General features: G+C 52.0%; 19 protein-coding genes. 11 read left to right on the forward strand and 8 right to left on the reverse strand.

Going from position 1 to position 18,196, the window contains the following annotated elements:
* Nucleotides 1–3: 3 nt before the first annotated feature.
* The 3 genes from B0B12_RS08250 to B0B12_RS08260 are packed head-to-tail and all read right to left on the reverse strand — an operon-like array spanning nt 4 to nt 2,227.
* Nucleotides 4–891 (reverse strand): MerR family transcriptional regulator, encoded by an 888-nt coding sequence (locus B0B12_RS08250; protein WP_076667340.1) that lies wholly within the window; start codon nt 889–891, stop codon nt 4–6.
* A complete protein-coding gene (locus B0B12_RS08255) occupies nt 864–1,373 on the reverse strand; it encodes a sterol desaturase family protein (RefSeq protein ID WP_083704108.1) in 510 nt (169 codons plus the stop codon). Before B0B12_RS08255 ends, B0B12_RS08250 begins: the two co-directional genes overlap by 28 nt.
* 44 nt (nt 1,374–1,417) lie before the next feature.
* Nucleotides 1,418–2,227 carry an enoyl-CoA hydratase/isomerase family protein gene (locus B0B12_RS08260; RefSeq protein ID WP_244554638.1) on the reverse strand — a complete coding sequence of 270 codons (810 nt, stop codon included), beginning with the start codon at nt 2,225–2,227 and terminating at the stop codon, nt 1,418–1,420.
* A 306-nt stretch (nt 2,228–2,533) separates the two neighbouring features.
* Between B0B12_RS08260 and B0B12_RS08265 the strand changes: the two genes are divergently transcribed.
* From B0B12_RS08265 to paaD, 5 genes are all read left to right on the forward strand, one after another.
* On the forward strand, nt 2,534–3,106 hold the full coding sequence (locus tag B0B12_RS08265; protein ID WP_076667344.1) for a TetR/AcrR family transcriptional regulator: 573 nt from the start codon (nt 2,534–2,536) through the stop codon (nt 3,104–3,106).
* Nucleotides 3,107–3,187: 81 nt separating this feature from the next.
* On the forward strand, nt 3,188–4,174 hold the full coding sequence (gene paaA, locus B0B12_RS08270) for a 1,2-phenylacetyl-CoA epoxidase subunit PaaA (RefSeq protein WP_083704109.1): 987 nt from the start codon (nt 3,188–3,190) through the stop codon (nt 4,172–4,174).
* A 91-nt stretch (nt 4,175–4,265) separates the two neighbouring features.
* A complete protein-coding gene (locus B0B12_RS08275; RefSeq protein ID WP_076667346.1) occupies nt 4,266–4,895 on the forward strand; it encodes a phenylacetic acid degradation b in 630 nt (209 codons plus the stop codon).
* 2 nt (nt 4,896–4,897) lie between these two features.
* On the forward strand, nt 4,898–5,653 hold the full coding sequence (gene paaC / locus B0B12_RS08280) for a 1,2-phenylacetyl-CoA epoxidase subunit PaaC (RefSeq protein WP_076667348.1): 756 nt from the start codon (nt 4,898–4,900) through the stop codon (nt 5,651–5,653).
* Nucleotides 5,654–5,759: 106 nt separating this feature from the next.
* Nucleotides 5,760–6,245, forward strand: a complete 486-nt coding sequence (gene paaD / locus B0B12_RS08285; RefSeq protein ID WP_076667351.1) for a 1,2-phenylacetyl-CoA epoxidase subunit PaaD — start codon at nt 5,760–5,762, stop codon at nt 6,243–6,245.
* Between the two features lie 824 nt (nt 6,246–7,069).
* Here the strand turns inward: paaD and B0B12_RS08290 are convergent.
* From B0B12_RS08290 to B0B12_RS08300, 3 genes are all read right to left on the reverse strand, one after another.
* Nucleotides 7,070–8,194 carry a copper resistance protein NlpE N-terminal domain-containing protein gene (locus tag B0B12_RS08290; protein ID WP_083704110.1) on the reverse strand — a complete coding sequence of 375 codons (1,125 nt, stop codon included), beginning with the start codon at nt 8,192–8,194 and terminating at the stop codon, nt 7,070–7,072.
* A gap of 187 nt (nt 8,195–8,381) precedes the next feature.
* A complete protein-coding gene (locus B0B12_RS08295; protein ID WP_244554639.1) occupies nt 8,382–10,094 on the reverse strand; it encodes a M3 family oligoendopeptidase in 1,713 nt (570 codons plus the stop codon).
* A gap of 132 nt (nt 10,095–10,226) precedes the next feature.
* On the reverse strand, nt 10,227–11,312 hold the full coding sequence (locus tag B0B12_RS08300) for a ferredoxin--NADP reductase (protein WP_076667360.1): 1,086 nt from the start codon (nt 11,310–11,312) through the stop codon (nt 10,227–10,229).
* Between the two features lie 257 nt (nt 11,313–11,569).
* On the opposite strand from B0B12_RS08300, the gene B0B12_RS08305 reads away from it, so the two are divergent.
* From B0B12_RS08305 to B0B12_RS08315, 3 genes are all read left to right on the forward strand, one after another.
* Entirely contained in the window at nt 11,570–12,124 is a 555-nt protein-coding gene (locus B0B12_RS08305; RefSeq protein ID WP_076667363.1) for an HNH endonuclease, read from the forward strand.
* 46 nt (nt 12,125–12,170) lie between these two features.
* A complete protein-coding gene (locus B0B12_RS08310; protein WP_076667365.1) occupies nt 12,171–12,872 on the forward strand; it encodes a peptidoglycan DD-metalloendopeptidase family protein in 702 nt (233 codons plus the stop codon).
* Nucleotides 12,873–12,962: 90 nt separating this feature from the next.
* Nucleotides 12,963–13,817: a mechanosensitive ion channel family protein gene (locus B0B12_RS08315; protein ID WP_076667368.1), complete on the forward strand. Its 855-nt coding sequence runs from the start codon at nt 12,963–12,965 to the stop codon at nt 13,815–13,817.
* A gap of 87 nt (nt 13,818–13,904) precedes the next feature.
* Here the strand turns inward: B0B12_RS08315 and B0B12_RS08320 are convergent, their stop codons facing one another.
* The gene (locus B0B12_RS08320) at nt 13,905–15,119 is read right to left on the reverse strand and encodes an ABC transporter permease (protein WP_076667371.1); all 1,215 of its coding nucleotides are present in this window, start codon (nt 15,117–15,119) and stop codon (nt 13,905–13,907) included.
* Nucleotides 15,120–15,223: 104 nt separating this feature from the next.
* Between B0B12_RS08320 and B0B12_RS08325 the strand changes: the two genes are divergently transcribed.
* The 3 genes from B0B12_RS08325 (at nt 15,224) to B0B12_RS08335 (ending at nt 18,003) form a co-directional block, all read left to right on the forward strand.
* Nucleotides 15,224–16,456 carry an exo-beta-N-acetylmuramidase NamZ family protein gene (locus B0B12_RS08325; protein ID WP_076667374.1) on the forward strand — a complete coding sequence of 411 codons (1,233 nt, stop codon included), beginning with the start codon at nt 15,224–15,226 and terminating at the stop codon, nt 16,454–16,456.
* Nucleotides 16,457–16,460: 4 nt separating this feature from the next.
* Nucleotides 16,461–17,387 (forward strand): methionyl-tRNA formyltransferase, encoded by a 927-nt coding sequence (gene fmt / locus B0B12_RS08330; RefSeq protein ID WP_076667376.1) that lies wholly within the window; start codon nt 16,461–16,463, stop codon nt 17,385–17,387.
* 124 nt (nt 17,388–17,511) lie between these two features.
* A complete protein-coding gene (locus B0B12_RS08335; RefSeq protein WP_076667379.1) occupies nt 17,512–18,003 on the forward strand; it encodes a dihydrofolate reductase in 492 nt (163 codons plus the stop codon).
* Here the strand turns inward: B0B12_RS08335 and B0B12_RS20265 are convergent.
* Nucleotides 17,978–18,139, reverse strand: coding sequence for a hypothetical protein (locus B0B12_RS20265; RefSeq protein WP_170871833.1), 162 nt, complete (start codon nt 18,137–18,139; stop codon nt 17,978–17,980). The two genes, B0B12_RS08335 and B0B12_RS20265, sit on opposite strands and share 26 nt — an antisense overlap.
* Nucleotides 18,140–18,196: the final 57 nt, after the last annotated feature.

Genomic DNA, 18,196 nt, shown 5'->3' on the forward strand with positions numbered 1-18,196 from the left:
CTTCTAAATATTTTTTTTCAACACGGCTTCAAAATCAGCAATGCAGCTCAGGCGCTGTGTGTTTTTAGGAAACTCCAGGAAGCTGTGTTGTGCCTGGTAGCCGTAAAAATAGATTTGCGCCTCCGGAAAAGTAGACGCCACCCGCTCGATGTATTCCTGTACAAACTCGCGCTCCGGCACGATCGTCAGTACCGTGCAAATAATGGAAGGCTTCAGTTGCTCGTAGGTGCGCTTCAGGTCCTCGAAAGGCAGGTTCTGCCCCAGGTAGATCACTTGCTGGTGGTGCGCCCGGATCAGGTAATTTATGAAGAGCAAGGCGATCTCATGCAGTTCTCCTTCCGGTAGGTATAACAAATAGGTAAGGGCGTCGGCGCTGCGTTTCACCACCTGCCCGTCAATGGCCACAATCAGCTTTTGCCGCACCAGGTTGCTCACAAAATGCTCGTGCGCCGGGCTGATGTTGTTCGTCTGCCACAGGATGCCAATTTTATGCAGGAAAGGGTATAGCACCTTCAGCATGGCGTCCTGAAAGCCCAGCTGCAGCGTCACGGTAGAGAAGGTCTTATCGAAACGCTCCTCATCCATGTCGATCATGGCGGTGACCATGTTGTTGATGTGGTGTGAGAGGGTCGTGTTCTCCTGTTCGGCCAGTTGCTGCACCGTCTGCTTCAGCTGCTCGGGCGTCATCTTGGCGATCTTGGAAATTTTGTAGCCTTGCTCGTTGAGGAGTGAGATATTGAGCAGCGTCTTCAGATCGGCATCGCTGTAATACCGGATGTTGGTATCGGTGCGCTGCGGACACAGCACGTTATAGCGCTGTTCCCAGATGCGGATCGTGTGAGCTTTGATACCTGATAGGTGTTCTAGCTCTTTGATGGTGTACTGCGCCACGTCTGTTCCCCTTGTTGTCTTTTTTGTATAATTGAGTATGCCGCCCTGAAGTACCTCGGTGCCACCCACAGCATGCCATAAGATTCGGAGCCGTCGCGACCCGTATGCTTGTGGTGCACTTTATGCGCCATGTTTAAGGCTTTGAGGTAAACATTAGACGTACCACCAAAAAGCCTGATGCGCCTGTGTATGAAGACATCGTGTATCAGGAAATAAGCCACACCGTAGAGCGTAATGCCTGCCCCTATCCAGAACCTATAGTCGATGGGCTCGCTGCCGAACACGAAGAACAGCATGGCGAGCGTACCGTAATAGGCAAAAAACAGGTCATTCCACTCAAAAGCGTGCTTGTGATGCGTGTGATGGGACTTGTGCAGGAACCACAGAAAACCGTGCAGCACATACTTGTGCATGGCCCAGGCCACGCCCTCCATGGCTATAAACGTCATCAGCATGATTCCAAGACCCATCAGCATACTCATCAAACAACAAGTTTAACAAATGGTTTTGAAAGTTTAACAGAAATCTACCAAGTCAGCGCCTGTTTATTTAAGAAAGCGTCGATACCGCGCTGGCAGTCCTCACTGCCACGGGCCACGGCGTTCATTTCAGCGGCATACTGCAGGCCCTCTTCCAAGGACATTTCCTGTACGCGCGCGATCATCTCTTTCGTGACCTCCATGCTCTGGCGGGAGTTTTCTCTACAGAGCTTTTGGGCGAAGGCGAACACTCTTTCTTCGAGCGTTTCGGCAGGCACCACGTAATTCACCAAGCCGTAGGTTTGGGCCTCTTCGGCAGAGATCAGATCGCCGGTTAGCAGGAGTTGCTTGGCGCGAGCCTCCCCTATTTTGCGCAGCAGAAACACCTTCACGATGGCCGGTATAAAGCCGATCTTTACTTCGGTATAGCCAAACTTGGCCTCTGGCACGGCAAAAGTGAAGTCGCAGATGGCAGCCAGTCCGCAGCCGCCCGCTATGGCGTGGCCGTGTACCTGGGCGATCACTACTTTCTTCAAGGTATAGATTTGCCGGAAAAGCTCCATCAGGTGGGTGGAGTCGGCGAGGTTGTCATGGTAGTCGTACTGCTGCAGACGCTGCAGGTACTCCAGGTCGGCGCCGGCGCAGAACACCTTGCCTTCGGCGCGCAGCACGATCACTTTACAAGTTTCGTCGTCTTCGGCAGCGGCAAAGGCGCGCTTTAGTTCGGTCACCATCTCGGCATTCAGAGCATTGCGCTTCTCCGATCTGGTCAGGGTGATATACCCCACACGCTCCTTGACTTCGTAGTGCACGAAATCCATGGTTTGCGTTGCAGGCGATTGTGTCGTGTCAGTCATGGTGTGTAGTCTCTTAAATTTTGGTTGCATGTGCCGGCAAGCCGGTATCAGGTATACGCGAGCAAACTACTAAGGCTCGAAAAAGATAAACAAATTAGGTGAAAGTCGCAGTAAATTAAGCACAAATTCTCGGCCACGTTTTCTTCTTTCCTCATTAAAGGCTGCGCTATACCTGCGTTTTTCAACACAGAACAAATCGAATCTTACTCCGGATGAAAACAATAGGCATTATACACCGTAAATTAATTTGCTAACGAACGTTAGGTTGTTTACATTTGTTTTAGCTAAATACCACACAATTATACCTTGAGCAGAAAAGAACAGATAGAGCAGACAGCGACAGCCTTATTTAAGAACCGAGGCTTTTCGGCCACGTCCATGCGTGACTTGGCTAATGCACTAGGTATAGAGGCGGCCAGCATCTACTCCCACATCCGTTCCAAAGAGGAGATTCTGCAGCGGGTGTGCTTCCGGATGGCGGAGGAATTTTTCGGGGCGATTGAGGCTGTGAAAGCAGCGGATGCCACCGCAACCGAGCAACTGAAGCGAGCTATTTCGGCCCATGTGCAGGTGCTCACCCGCAACACAGAGGCCTCGGCTGTTTTCCTGCAGGAGTGGCGCCATTTGAGCGAGCCTTACCATACCGAGTTTCTGGCCTTGCGCGACCGGTATGAAGATTACTTCCGCGAGATCATTCGTCAAGGTATAGCCAAGGGCGAGTTTCAGGTGCCGGACGAGAAGTTCGCCGTGCTCACCATCCTGTCCGGGCTGAACTGGATCCATACCTGGTACAAGCCGGAGGGCAAGATGAAACCAGCGGAGATTGCCGAGAACCTGTCAGCCATGTTGCTGAACGGATTGAAGACGAACCTTAATTAACTGATCTATACCTAACCTTTGCCGGGCTACCCACCTTAAACAGTCCGGCACCTTTTACTGAACCTTAAAACTGAAAATAGTATGTACGGAGGAGGAAACGTTTTTGAAGCCACCAAATTCGACAACCTGCAGACCGAAGATCCTGCAAAGCTGGCCGAGTTTGAAGCACGCATCGCCCGTGGCGAGAAGATCGAGCCAAACGATTGGATGCCGGAACTGTACCGAAAGCAGCTCATTCGCATGATCGAGCAGCACGCACATTCCGAGATCATCGGTGCGCTGCCGGAAGGTACCTGGATTACGCGCGCGCCGGGCTTCCGCCGCAAAATGGCCCAGATGGCCAAGGTGCAGGACGAAGTAGGACACGCCCAGTTATTATACAGTGCTGCCGAAACCCTGGGCAAAACACGTGAGCAGATGCTGACCGACCTGATCAACGGCAAGAGCAAGTACTCCAACGTGTTCAACTACCCGGCTTTCACCTGGGCAGATTCCAATATTATTTCCTGGCTGATTGACGCGGGCGCGATCGTGAACCAGATGGCCAACGCCAAAGGATCGTACGGTCCTTACTCCAGAGCTTTGGAGCGTATTTGCGCCGAGGAGGCCTTTCACCTGAAGTACGGCCACGACGCCGTGGTGCACATGGCGACCGGCACACCGAAGCAGCGCGAAATGATTCAGGCTGCTCTGAACCGTTGGTGGCCGCCGATCATGACCTTCTTCGGTCCGTCTGACAAAATGAGTACGCACACCGAAACGCTTATGCGCTGGAAAGTAAAGATGGCCTCTAACGACGAGTGCCGTCAGCAGTTCCTCGACATGTACGTGCCGAAGATCTGGGAGCTTGGCCTGACCGTTCCGGATCCGAAGCTGAAGAAGAACATGGAAACCGGTCAGTGGGAATACACCGAGCCGGATTGGGATGAGTTCAAGCGCGTGATCAACGGCGACGGACCGTGCAACGCCGAGCGACTGGCCGTGCGCCGTACCGCTGAAGAGCGCGGCGCCTGGGTGCGCAGAGCCCTCCTCAACCCGAAAGCAAAATATGTGAAACCATTAGCATAAAGGCGTAACGGTTTCAGTTAAAAGTTGAGAGTTGAAAGTGATTTATCTGCAGCAACTCTTAACTCAATTGAAGCTCTTAACTAACATAACCATGTTGAAGTCACTTGACCCAAGAGTTACCCGACTGAACCTGCCGGAAGGTGAAATGCCTCCTGCCGAGCCGAAGCAGGAACTAGATCAGTTTGAAACATATGAGGCCTTTCATCAAAAGAAAGAAGGTACTGCCCATACCTACGTTGGTCCGGTACATGCCCCGAACGAAGATGTGGCCTTCCTGTTCGCCAAAGAGCAGTACAGCCGCCGCTTCCCTTGCGTAGGTTTGTGGATTGTGCGCACTGAAAACATCATGGTGACACCCTATGCCGGCGACCAGGAAAACGTATACGACCTGATGCGCCTAGAAGAACCTGCAGAGCGCAGCGAGCAGCCGGAGCCGTACGAGATCTTCCACCTGAAGAAGCGTGGCAAAGCCCATACCCATACGGGTCGTGTCATGGCGACTTCTTACCAGGAGGCACTGCACGAAGCCCGTACCCAATTTGGCGAGAAAGGCCCGATTGTGAACGTATGGGTGGTGAAATCGAAGCATGTGCTGCAGTCAGCGGAAGAGGACAAAGACATGTGGACGACTATACCTGAAAAGAAGTACCGCGAAGCCATCGCCTATAAAGTGATGGACAAAATCACCAAGTATAAAGAAGAAAACAAAACGACTGCTTAAGCATGAACGAGCTCGCAATAAAAGACCTGTTGTACAAACTGGCCGATGACCAACTGATACTGGGGCACCGCAACTCCGAGTGGACCGGCTTCGGCCCGATACTGGAAGAGGACATTGCTTTCTCGTCGATGGCGCAGGACAAGATCGGCCACAGCCTGGCTTTCTATACCTTGCTGCAGGAGCTTGGCGAAGCCGACCCGGACACGGTGGCCTTCACCCGCAACGCCAATCAGTTCCACAACAGCCAGCTGGTAGAGCTGCCAAATGGTGAGTACGATTTCAGCCTGATCCGCCACTTCCTCTACGACAACGCCGAAATCATCCGCTTCGAAATGCTGAGCCAATCGAGCTACGAGCCGATTGCCAAGGTGGCCACCAAGCTGAAAGGCGAAGTGAAGTATCACGTGCTGCACGCCAACACCTGGATCAAAAACCTGGGCACATCAACGGAAGAAGCCATCCTGCGTCTGCAGGCGTCGCTGAATGAAGCTATACCTTACGCTCTGGGTATGTTTGAGCCATCGCAGTACGAGCAGGAGTTAATTGAAGCGGGCGTATACGCTGGTGAGGAAGCGGTTAAAGTTGAGTGGCTGAAGCGCATACAGGCGGTAATCGAAAAGACAGACCTGAAACTGCCAGACCTGAACACGATCGAGCCCAAGTTTGGAGGCCGTCACGGCGAGCACACGGAGCACCTGCAACCGCTGTTGGATGAAATGGCCGAGGTATTCAAGATCGATCCGACGGCTGAATGGTAGTTATCTCGTATCATGACACACATTTCAAGTAGCACACATACTCAGCGAGTAAATCATGAAAAAGTCTTGATACCTGCTACGTGGTACTTGATACGCATCAAACAAAATGGAGCTGACCAAGGAAAACATATTGACCCTGTTGGAAGAGGTGAAAGACCCTGAGATACCGGTGTTGTCGCTGGTGGACCTGGGTGTGATCACGGGTGTGGACATCTCGGAGGAAGGACATGTAACCGTGAACATGACACCGACTTTTGCCGGCTGCCCTGCCATGGACTACATGAAAAAAGACGTGGAGCGCATCTTGGAAAAGCACGGCATTACGAACCACACCGTTACTATGACCTTCGATAAGCCTTGGGACAGCAACAAGCTTACAGAGAAAGGTCGTCAGCACTTAAAAGAGTTCGGTTTGGCCCCACCGCCCAAGTACGACCTGATCCTTGACCTGGATATTTTGGAGCATGTGAAGTGCCCCTATTGCGACAGTGAAAACACCGACCTGCGCACGCCTTTCGGCCCCACCCTCTGCCGCTCCATGCACTACTGCAACGATTGCCGGCAGATGTTCGAGCAATTCAAACCGCTGTAAAGAGTTGGATTATGAAATGAAATCGCCTGTTGGAAACGACAGGCGATTTATGTTTTATAGTGGGGTTTGGAGAATTTAAAGATGAGCAGCTACTCCTAGAAATGTGGTATCGAAAGCGCTGAACTTGTAGTTTTTTTAGACTTGCGAGGGTCTTATTAGTTACGCAGGTATAGTTTGTCTGAATCAAGATTTTCAGGATTAAAGAATTAACAGGATTCCGGTGCACGATTAACATCTCCCTGTCCCCTCCAAAGGGACTGTTTTTACTATTACTAATTTCTATAGGTATAAGCTCTGTATTTTCTGTTTTACTATGCCGGGTCCAACCACCCCTAACCCCTCCTTTTCTAAGGCGGGGAACTTGGAGTCGCCAGTTTAAAGGTATAGGTGCTGTAGTAAAGGCATCTTAGTACACGATTACACCCCTCTGTGAGCTTCGCTCCCAAGTTTCGACTCGCGTCTCACTTGTCCTCAAGGGGAGAGTTTGGCCACTGCCTTCTCACAGGTATAGCCCTGTAGCAAATAAACACTGATAGGTATAGCAAGACTAACTTGCACTTGACCAATGAAACAGAAAGCGGTGCCCAGTGCACCAATTGACACTCCACTGTTTGAGCGGTCAGCGAGTTTGGAGGGTCTTGACTTTTTTGCTTACTTTTTGTGTCAAGACAAAAAGTGAGTGCCCGCCGCACAGGCGAAGCTATAAAACAAGACACGCCAAGTATAGCAATACAGAACCCACGGTAGGTATACCTAACCCAGGCCAAAGGCCTCACGATAGTAGACACGAGTGTGAATGCTCATGCCTTGGATAATGGCTATACCTACTCACCTCTCTTAAACATCATCACCCCCTTGCCATCCAATATCAGCTCCAGCCACTCTTCTCTTACCTTATACCTTAAGTCCGCATTATTCAAAACCCCCAAAAATTGAGTTTCCACCTCCATATTCAGGCAAGCCATTCTAGTGGCTGTAAGAGGCCCGAAATTGATTCGATCACCGATCGGCTCGAGCGTGCCTGTAATTCTGTTGCAACCTGCACTGCCTGACACACTACCCTTTGCCAGGTCGATCGACAAAGTCGGCGGGTTTCTCTCAAAGTCTTTCGAATTGATTGCTTTGCCCTGCAGTTCCACCAGGTTCCAGGAGCCTTCTAGGCGGGAGTCGCGGAGGTACATGCCGCAGCCTTTGTACTCCACACTGTCTTTCAGGACTGTAACCGTATAGGGGAATTCGCGGCTTGTCATGGTGTTGATGCAGGTCTCTTTCATCAGTCGAATCTCAAGGCTGCCCGACACGGTCTGAACGTGGTAGATTGTACCCTCACCTGACTCAGGTTTTTCCGCAACAGGTATAGGCGTCAGCACACTGCCATCTTCTTCATCCAGCAATCTGAACTCGAGCATTTTTTCCAGGTCAATTTCCAGTGACCAGAACGGCTCGTTCCCAATAGCGGCAAAGTCTACTCCTCTCTCGTACTTTTCACGCCACAAACTGGGGTTGTCCTCGGGTTCATCCGGGTTCTTGCGGCGCAATCGGTATGCATCGGCAAGTGCTGACTCAATGCGATTTCCGTCGCCATCCAGCATCACCAGCGCATCGCCGTCCAGGGCAAACTGACTGTTACCCGGGCCTTGCTTTTTCAACTGTACCCTACCCTTACCCACACCCCACGTGCCTGACTGCACAAAGGGAGTCGCACTCCGACCTTGGTAGACCATGCGCTCCCGGTAGGTGCTGTCCGGATTCAGGTCCAGGGTATAGGCGATGCCCGGGCAATCCGCGCAGGGGATGGTGCCCACCCACGAACCCACAGCTGCCCGCGCCACCTCGGCATTCGACATGGGCGCATCCGATTGTGTTACGGAAGTTGGCGCATTAGAGCAGGCTGCAACGATGCAAAACAAAAGAATCCCAACGGGAAGCAATAGTTTGAGCGGGTTCATTTTTCTTTCGGACAGGTATAAAAATCTCTACGAAAAAGCTCTTTGCACAGGTAGTTGGAGTACCAAAAATAAAACTGGCGAGGATGCTATACCTACCAAACCGCTAACAGCAACCGCCTATTAATGCAGAAGCCCCGTCGTCACCGCTTTCGGAACGACGGGGCTTCTGCCCAGGTATAGCTATACCTTAAATATTGGCCATCTCTCCTTTCACAAAATCTACCAGGCTGTTGATGTACTCAGTACTGAAATCGAACTTGATGCCAGCGGCTTCATACACCTCGCCGATCGTGACGGTATAGCCCAGACTCAGGGCGCGCTTGTAGGCGGCCAGCCCTTCGGCAGGATTCTCTTTGTAGTTCTTCCAAACCGCGATCGCACCTAGTTGTGCCATGGCATACTCCACGTAATAGAACGGCACCTCGTAAATGTGCAGCTGTTTCTGCCAGATAAAGGGCTTGTACTTCTCAAGTCCGCTCCAGTTCACCTCCTGGTGGTTGAAGCGGCCGAAAATATTGAGCCACTCCTGATGGCGCTCTTCCTGCGAATGGCTCGGATGCTCATACAGCCAGTGCTGAAATTTGTCCACGGTGGCCACCCACGGGAAGGTCTCAAGCACGCTCTCCAGATGGGTGCGTTTGGCGCGGCGCAGCTCGTCTTCATCGCTAAAGAAGGTATCCCAATAATCCATCGAAATCAGCTCCATGGACATAGAGGCCAGCTCGGCTACTTCGGATGGCGGGTGTTTGAAAGCACCCAGCGTCAGGTCGCGGGTCAGGAAGGAGTGCACGGCGTGGCCGCCTTCGTGCAGCATCGTAATCACGTCGCGCAGGCTCGAGGTGGCATTCATGAAAATGAACGGCACGCCGATCTCGTCGAGTGGATAGTTATACCCACCCGGGGCTTTCCCTTTTCTGGATTCCAGATCGAGGTGACCCATCTCGCGCATGGTGGCCAGGCAGTCGCCCAGGTAGGTGTCGAGGTTATAGAATACCTGAATGGTTTTCTCGAGCAATTCTTCGCCCGAAGTGAACGGCTCCAGCGGGGCTTTTCCACTCGGGTCTACGTCCAGGTCCCAGGGGCGCAGGTCGGCTATACCTAGCTTTTGCTTGCGCTCGCGGTCTATGCCTGTCAGCACGGGCACAATGGTCTCTTCGATGGACTGGTGGAAATCAAAGCAATCCTGTGGGGTGTAGTCGAAGCGGCCCATGGCAGCGAACATGTAGTCGCGGAAGTTGTCGAAGTCGGCGTTTTTGGCCACCTGTGTACGGAGCTTCAGTAGTTCGTCGAACAGATCGTCGAGCTTCTGACGGTCCTGCGTGCGGCGTTCCTGTATGGCACGCCAGGCTTCCTCGCGCACTTCGCGCTCGTTGCGCTTCAGGCGGTCGGCAGCGCGTTGCAGCGTCATTTCTTCGCCATCCAGCGTCACGGTCATGGCGCCGGTTATGGCGGCATACTGCTGTTGTTTGGTGCTGATTTCGGTGTTGAGCGGAATGTTTTCTTCCCGGAAAATCTCCAGTGCACGTTCTACGCCGCGCAGGTAAATGCGGTATTTGTCTTTGTCGATCCCGTTTACGTATGGCGAGTGCATCAACTTCAGGTTGAGTTCGTGGTCGTAAGGGGCGATCTGGGGTTCAATCTCTGACACGAAATACTGGAAAGCCTTCGTGATTTCCTCGTTCTGGGTGTCGCAGGTCATGCGGATGTAGCGCCAGCCCAGGTCCTCGGAGAGCACGCTCTCGAGTTCGCTGCGGTCTTTCATCCACTTCTCCAGCTCCTCCACCGAATGGATGGCGCGGCTTTTCAGTTCTTCAAAATATGGCTGTATGGTTTCCCAATTATCTATTTTAAAGTCTTCGGACAGGTAAACCCGCTTCTTTCGTTCGGGTACTTGTATCATAGCTTCTGTTTTACTCATCGATAGTTCTGTAAAGAAGAGGTAATATAGACACTTCTCCTGAAAGTGCAAAAAAAAAGCTGCACTATATATGTAAAATATAGTGCAGCTAAAATGAAGTTCCAACAGTTAATTCTATCCTATTTCGATGACCACATCGGAAGTCAGTGGATGGCCCACACAGTTGAGCACGTAACCTTCGTCGAGCTCGGCATCAGAAAGTCCCTCGCGCTCGTCCAGGTGCACTTTTCCGCTCAGGCACTTGCCACGGCAGGCAGTACACAGTCCGGCCTGGCAAGAGTAAGGCAGGTCCACGTCCTGGTCCAGCGCCGCTTCCAGTATGGTCTGGTTCGGCTCCACCACCACGCTGTACTCGGCGCCTTCGTAAATGATGGTCACGGTTTGGGTCGTAATCTCGCCGTCGTCGTCAGACGAAGACACGGCTCCGTGGTGCTCCTGCTCCTGTTGCTCCACCAGCTTGTTGCTCACAAAGCTCTCCCGGAAAATGCGATCGGCTGGCACGTGCAGCACATTCAGTGCCCTACGCACCTCCTCCATCATCCCCTCCGGTCCGCACATGTAGTAGAGCGCATCCGTTGGTTTGGCCAGCTGCAGGCGCTCAAGAATCTTGAGTATGACACTCTGGTTCATGCGTCCGCGGTAGTCGCAGGCCTGCTTGGGCTGGCTGTAGATGTACTCCACGTGCAGGCGATCCGGGTTGGCAGCCTGCAGTTCCTGCAGCTGTTGCTTGAAAATAACCGAGTCCTCGTCGCGGTTGCCGTATAGCAGAGCCACCTTCGTGTTGGGCTCCTCGCGCAGTGCTGCCCGGAGCATCGACATAAGTGGTGTAATGCCGCTTCCGGCCCCGAAAAGGATGATCTGGCGGCTTTTGCCAGCCTCCGGCACAAGGTTAAAATTGCCGAGTGGCTCCATAACCTCAATTTCCTGGCCAACCTGCAGATTATCAAGCAAATAATTGGAAACAAGACCGCCTGCCACACGTTTAACAGTTACTGACAGTCGACTCCCCTCGTTCGGGGCGCAACACAGTGAGTAAGAACGGCGGACTTTCTTTCCGTCTATCGGAAGGATAAGTGTCAGGAACTGCCCTGCCTTGAATGGAATCGGTTTTTTATCGGGATCTTCTAAGTGTATCGTAATCGCATCTGAGGTTTCGCGGGTTATCTCCACCACCTTCAGCATGAAATAAGGGTTACTCATATCGTTTTATTACTAGTCTTTTAGGGGGAAACATGGTTTCAAACTGAAAGTTACGACAATCTGGCCTGTTGAGTGAAAATTTCGGGGAATTTTTAAAACCGATTTCACGAATCACGTATTATAACCAAATCATTAACAGAAGGAATGCTGAATGAAAAAAAAACTGCACATTTGTAACATAGTACATACAAGTGCTGTAGTGGGGTAATAACCAACCTCACGTTCCGTTCTTTACCATACAATTACTGAAAACACCAATGCTCTACAAACTAACTCTCAAAAACTGTGAAAAAACCGTAATGGTGGACGACCGCACCTACGAGTATATTCAAAACAATGCTTACCTGCAGCAAATTGACTTTCTGAAGCACCTGCGCATCCACTCCAACGGGTATGCTTTCTTCCAGAAGAACTGGCCGCTGAAAAACGGCAAGTACCGCAACGAAACCATTTACCTGCACAAGATGATTGGCGAGCAGCTGATTGAGAAGCCAGAAAGCAACATTAAGCTTTACGTGCATTTCAAGAACGGCAACAAACTCGACTGCCGCCTCGAAAACCTGGAGTGGGCTCCGCTCTGCAAGATTGTGCGCAACACCTCCAAAACAGAGAACAAACTGGGCGTGCGCGGCGTGCACAAAGAGGCGCAAAAGTACCGTGCCATCATCCACCACAACAAGCAGCGCATCAACCTCGGCACCTTCGACACGTTGCAGGAAGCGGCGCAGGCTTACAGCAAAAAGTCTGAAGAGCTTTTTGGCAAGACCAAAAGCCTGAAGACACTCTCCAAGTATGTAGAAGAACTCGCATAATTCTTCTTATACTTGCGTGGCGGCACATTCCCCGCCTTACCTATACATGCTGAATACCGAAAAGAAACTTAGCGACATTCTAAGACGGCACACTGTTGCCTTCGGGCCCGTACTCGATGCGGACCTGAACGGCGAACATGTGTGCCGTCTTGATTTTACGGCAGCCAACCAGCTGCTGCAACAAACCGACCTGCGCAACACTGCCACCTTCAACGAAGCCGTGGACCAGATGCTGCGGGAACAGAATGCCACCATCGGGGTGGGCGGCTACATGGAGAATCGCTTCATCTACCGCCGCAGTCAGCACTTCGACGTGGCCGAGGAGAGCCGCGACCTGCATCTGGGTATAGATGTGTGGCTGCCTGCGGGCACAGCCGTGTTCGCCCCGCTCGACGGCCGGGTGCACAGCTTTGCCGACAACGCCAACTTCGGCGACTATGGCCCTACCATCATCCTGGAGCACGAACTCGAGGGCGTGACGTTCTTTACCTTGTACGGGCACCTTAATGAGGAATGCCTTCAGGGTTTATCGGTTGGAAAAGAGATCCACAAAGGCGACAAGATCGCCGAGGTAGGACCATACCCCGAAAACGGCGACTGGCCGCCACACCTGCACTTTCAGGTGATGTGCTCGATGGACGGAAAAGAAGGCGACTACCCGGGCGTGGCACGGCTGTCTGAACAGGCTATGTACGAGGCGATTTGCCCGGACCCCAACCTGATTCTGAACTGCCGCCACCTGGCTTAGTTTTGCCTTTGCTATAGAAATTGACCAAATTTGGACTCTGGTACCCCTGCAGGGGTACCAGAGTTTTTATTTTCACCCACAACGAGAAATATGCAAAACCTCTTTGATTTCGATACCTACAGCGCCAACATCACCAATTTTGTGATGGTCTATGGCATGCGTTTGGTAGCTGCCATTATTACACTTTTGGTCGGTCTTTGGGTTATCAACTGGCTCAACCGCGTTATTTTTAACCTGATGGTGAAAAAGGATGTGGACATTTCACTGCGCCCTTTCCTGAAAAGCGTATTTGCTGTGGCGCTGCGCATCCTCCTGATTATCATCGTTATTGCGCAGCTGGGCGTTGAGATGACCTCGTTCATTGCCATACTGGGTTCGGCGGGTCTGGCCATTGGTCTGGCTTTGCAGGGTAGCCTTTCCAACTTTGCGGGCGGGGTGCTCATCCTGACCATAAAGCCTTTCCGTGTGGGCGACTTCATCGAAGCGCAGGGGCAGTCAGGCACCGTGGACATGATCAATATCTTCAACACGGTGCTCAAAACGCCGGATAACAAAACGATCTTTATACCGAACGGCCCTTTGGCCAACAGCGTGGTGGTAAACTTTACGATCGAGAAAACCCGCCGCGTGGAGCTGAAATTTGCCGTATCTGTCAACAACGACATTGGCAAAGTGCGCCAGATTTTGCAGGACCTGATACAAGCCGACGAGCGTGTGCTACCCGATCCGGCGCCTGCCATTGTGGTAACAGACTTTGCCGAGCATTCCCTGACCCTGAGCGTGCGGGTATGGGTGAACAAAGAGAACTACTGGGCCTTTTTCTGGGACATGAACGAACACGCTAAATCAGCCTTCGAGGAGCAAGGTATACAAATGCCAGTGCCACGCAGAGAAATGGTGGGCAGTGCCAGTGGGCCGGCTCCGAAAGCGGCGGCTCAGGTATAGGTTGGAGGTTATTGATGGAAATGGAAATGGAAACGGCAGCTCAGGTAAGGGCTGCCGTTTTTGTTTTTTTATAAGCTACTGCTTCTCTTAATCAAACTTAATCGCCCTTACCGGCTTAATGCGCGCGACCATGGCAGCAGGTATAAGGATGGCGAGCATGGTCATCAGGAGGGTAATCACATTGAGGGCGATGATGATACCGAAGTTCCAGCTGATGGGCACGGTGTCCATGTAGTAGTTTTCGGGGTCGAGCGGGATGAGCTGGAAGTAGTACTGGATGGCACAGAAGCCCAGGCCGATGATGTTACCCCAGAGCATACCTTTGAGCGTAAGGCTGAGGCCGCGGAAGTAGAAGATTTTCCGGATCTGGGCGTCGGTGGCACCGATGGCTTTGAGTACGCCGATCATGCTGATGCGTTCGATGATCATGATGAACACCGTGGACACCATGTTGAAGGTCGCCACAAAAATAATCAGCACCAGAAAGATAACCACGTTTTTGCGCAGGAGCTGCAACCAGTCGAATAGCTGGGCGTGGCGGTCAGTTATTTTCTCGAGCTGCAGGTCGTAATTCATCTGATCGAACACCTGGTCGGCTACCTGGTCAATCTGGTTGAAGTCCCTGAGCAAAATCTCTACGCCGCCCACCAGGGTATCGGGCCAGTTGTTGAGCTCCCGAACCAGTTGCAAATCGCCGATCACGAACACCTCGTCAAACTCCTCCAGTCCTGTGTTAAAAACACCCACTACCTTCAGCTTTCGGGCACGCGGCGGGTTCTGGATAAAGTAGAAAATTGCCTCGTCCCCCACCTTCAGCCGCAGCTTGTTGGCGATTTTTCGACTGAGCATCACGTCTTTGGAAGAAGCCGTGTCCGAAAAAGTCACCACGCCACCCTCGTCCAGGTTCTGTTGCATGGCGCTCAGGTCGTATTCTTTGTCCACGCCTTTCATCACCACACCCAGCACCTCGTCGTCGGTTTTGATGATCGCCGTTTTGCGGGCAAAGGACTGGATGTGCTGTATACCTGCTATTTCTTCGGTGCTGTTTATACCTGTGGCCGTGCTGATGGGAGCGCCTTCGAAGGAATTGTTGGTGTCGTACTTGCTGATTTGCAGGTGTGCCCCGAAGCTGAAAATCTTGTTTCGTATCTCGTCACGGAAGCCTTCCAGAATCGCAAACGACACAATCATGATGGCAATGCCTGCAGCTATGCTTATAATTGCTATTTTTGTCACAGACGTGGTGAAGGAACCTGCCTGTACTTCGGAAATCTTATCAGATATGAATTTGGATACGTTCACTCGCTTGCGTCTAAACTGCCTTAAATATAGGTATGAATTTTGACTTCGTACCGCTTAAATTCGTTTTTGCCACCTAAACACACACATACACTTACCCAACACGCATGATACAACCCATCTTAATCCTCGGTGCCTTAGTACTTGGCCTCAACAGCTGTTCGCCGAAGCAAAGCCCTGCTGCTACCGCAGAACAGAACACACCCGTAACCGAAACCACCACTGCCCCGGAAGCGCCTGCGGCCAAGCCCCTGGTATTGGGCGCTGAGCAAATGGACCGTTACCTGAAGCAACTGGAAGGCAAGCGGGTAGGCATGGTCGTGAACCAGACCTCTGTGATTGGCAAGACGCATTTGGTAGACACCCTGATCAGCCGTGGCGTGCAAGTGACCACCATTTTTGCCCCTGAGCACGGTTTCCGTGGCGAAGCCGACGCTGGTGCGCACATCAAGGACGCGAAAGACACCAAAACGGGATTGCCAATCATCTCGCTCTATGGCAGCAACAAGAAGCCATCGAAAGACCAGATGAAGAACCTCGACGTGCTAGTGTTCGACATTCAGGACGTGGGCACGCGTTTCTACACCTACATCAGTACGATGCACTACGCCATGGAGGCCTGCGCCGAGAATGGTAAAAAGATGCTCGTGCTGGACCGTCCGAACCCGAATGGTCACTATGTAGACGGCCCTGTGCTGGATATGGCACACAAGTCCTTCGTAGGCATGCACCCGATTCCGATTGTGCACGGCCTCACCGTAGGCGAACTGGCTGAGATGATCAACGGCGAGAAATGGCTGGAAGGCGAGAGAAGCTGCGACCTGACCGTGATTAAAATGGACAACTACGACCACACGATGGCTTACGAACTGCCTGTGCGTCCTTCCCCGAACCTGCCGAACACGCAGTCTATCGCGCTATATCCTTCGATCTGCTTCTTTGAGGGCACGAACGTGAGCGTAGGCCGCGGCACACCTACTCCGTTTCAGGTAATCGGCTCGCCGTTCTACCAGAAGGAGGATTACTCGTTTACTCCTGTGAGCATGCCGGGCGCCACTGACCCACCCCACAAAGGCGTAACCTGCTATGGCATGGATCTGACTGACGTATCGCATGCACAGCCTTTCACGCTCAAGTACCTGCTGGAGATGTACAACAACTCGTCGAATAAAGAGAAATTCTTCAACAACTTCTTCGAGAAGCTGGCGGGCACCTCGGAGTTGCGCAAGCAAGTGATTGCCGGCAAAACAGAAGCTGAGATAAAAGCCAGCTGGGAGCCGGAGCTTTCGGATTACAAAGTGCTCCGCAAAAACTACTTGCTATACCCTGATTTTGAATAGAACCATGCCCGAATTGCGCATCGTGTTTATGGGTACGCCCGACTTTGCCGTGCCTACCCTGCAAGCACTCGTTGAGAATAAGTATAACGTAGTAGCCGTCATCACTGCTCCTGACAAACCAGCGGGTCGTGGTCAGAAGATTCAGCAGTCACCGGTGAAGGAATACGCCGTGTCGCAAGGTATACCCGTGCTGCAACCTACCAATCTGAAGTCGGAAGCTTTTTTGGATGAGCTGCGCAGCTACCAGGCCAACCTGCAGATCATTGTGGCGTTCCGTATGCTGCCTGAAGTGGTGTGGGCGATGCCGGAACTGGGCTCTTTCAACATACATGGCTCCTTGCTGCCGCAATACCGCGGTGCCGCCCCTATCAACTGGGCCATCATCAATGGCGAAAAGGAAACAGGAGTTACCTCCTTCTTCCTGAAACACGAAATCGACACCGGCGACCTGATTTTCCAGGACCGCGTGCCGATTTTGGAGGAAGATGATTTCGGCAGTATGTATGAGAAGTTGAAGCACAAAGGGGCCGAGCTTGCCGTGCGTACCGTGCAGGCCATCGAACGAGGCGAAATACAGCCCCAACCACAGCAAACCACTGTTGAGACGAAGCATGCGCCTAAGATTTTCAAAGAAACCTGCGAGATAGACTGGAATCAGCCTGCCCGTCAGGTAAGAGATTTCATCCGTGGCCTTTCCCCTTACCCCGCTGCTTGGACGCGATTTGATGGCAAGACATTTAAAATCTTCAAGACGGAAGTGCTGGAAAACGCTGGCTATACCTTAACACCTGGCCAAATCAAAACCGATAACAAAACCTACCTGCACGTACAGACTGCCGAGGGAGCTCTTTCAATCCTGGACCTCCAGATGGAAGGCAAAAAGCGCATGCCGGTGCAGGATCTGCTCAGGGGATATAAGTTTGAGGTATAGCAAAAGTCAGTTTAGGTATAACGTGCAAGGTGAAGGTATAGCAAGGCCTCCTTCAACATATATATTACCCTTGCACGGTATCCAATTCGCACATTAGCACATTAATAAATTAGCACATTACACTATGATCGCTATCGTCGTCGCCATTGCCGAAAACAACGTCATCGGGAAGGACAACCAGTTAATCTGGTATCTGCCCGCCGACTTGCGCCATTTCAAGCAAAAGACCATGGGGCATCCCATGATTATGGGTCGCAAAACGTTCGAGTCTATCGGCAAGCCCCTCCCCGGCCGCACCACCATCATCGTAACGCGGCAGGAAGATTACAAGGCCGAAGGCTGTATTGTAGTGAACTCCGTGGAAAAAGCGATCGAAAAAGGCAAGGAACTGGACAGCGAACAGATAAGCATTGTGGGAGGCGCTGAGATTTACAGGCAAGCCTTACCGTTTGTAGACACGCTATACCTGACACAAGTGCATCATGCATTTGAGGGCGATACTTTCTTTCCGGAGTTGAAGGAGGAGGATTGGCAGGAAGTATATGCGGAAAGCCATGATCCGGACGAGAAAAACAAGTATGCCTATACCTTCAAAGAGCTTCGCCGCAAGGTATAGCCGCAAGGTATAGCCGCAAGGTATAGCCGCAAGGTATAGCCGCAAGGTATAGCCGCAAGGTATAGCCGCAAGGTATAGCCGCAAGGTATAGCCGCAAGGTATAGCCGCAAGGTATAGCCGCAAGGTATAGCCGCAATAGAAAAGGAGCACCTAACGGTGCTCCTTTTCTATTTGAATGTGAATTTAGGTACTC

It is taken from the genome of Pontibacter indicus (assembly GCF_900156345.1).
GTDB lineage: Bacteria > Bacteroidota > Bacteroidia > Cytophagales > Hymenobacteraceae > Pontibacter > Pontibacter indicus.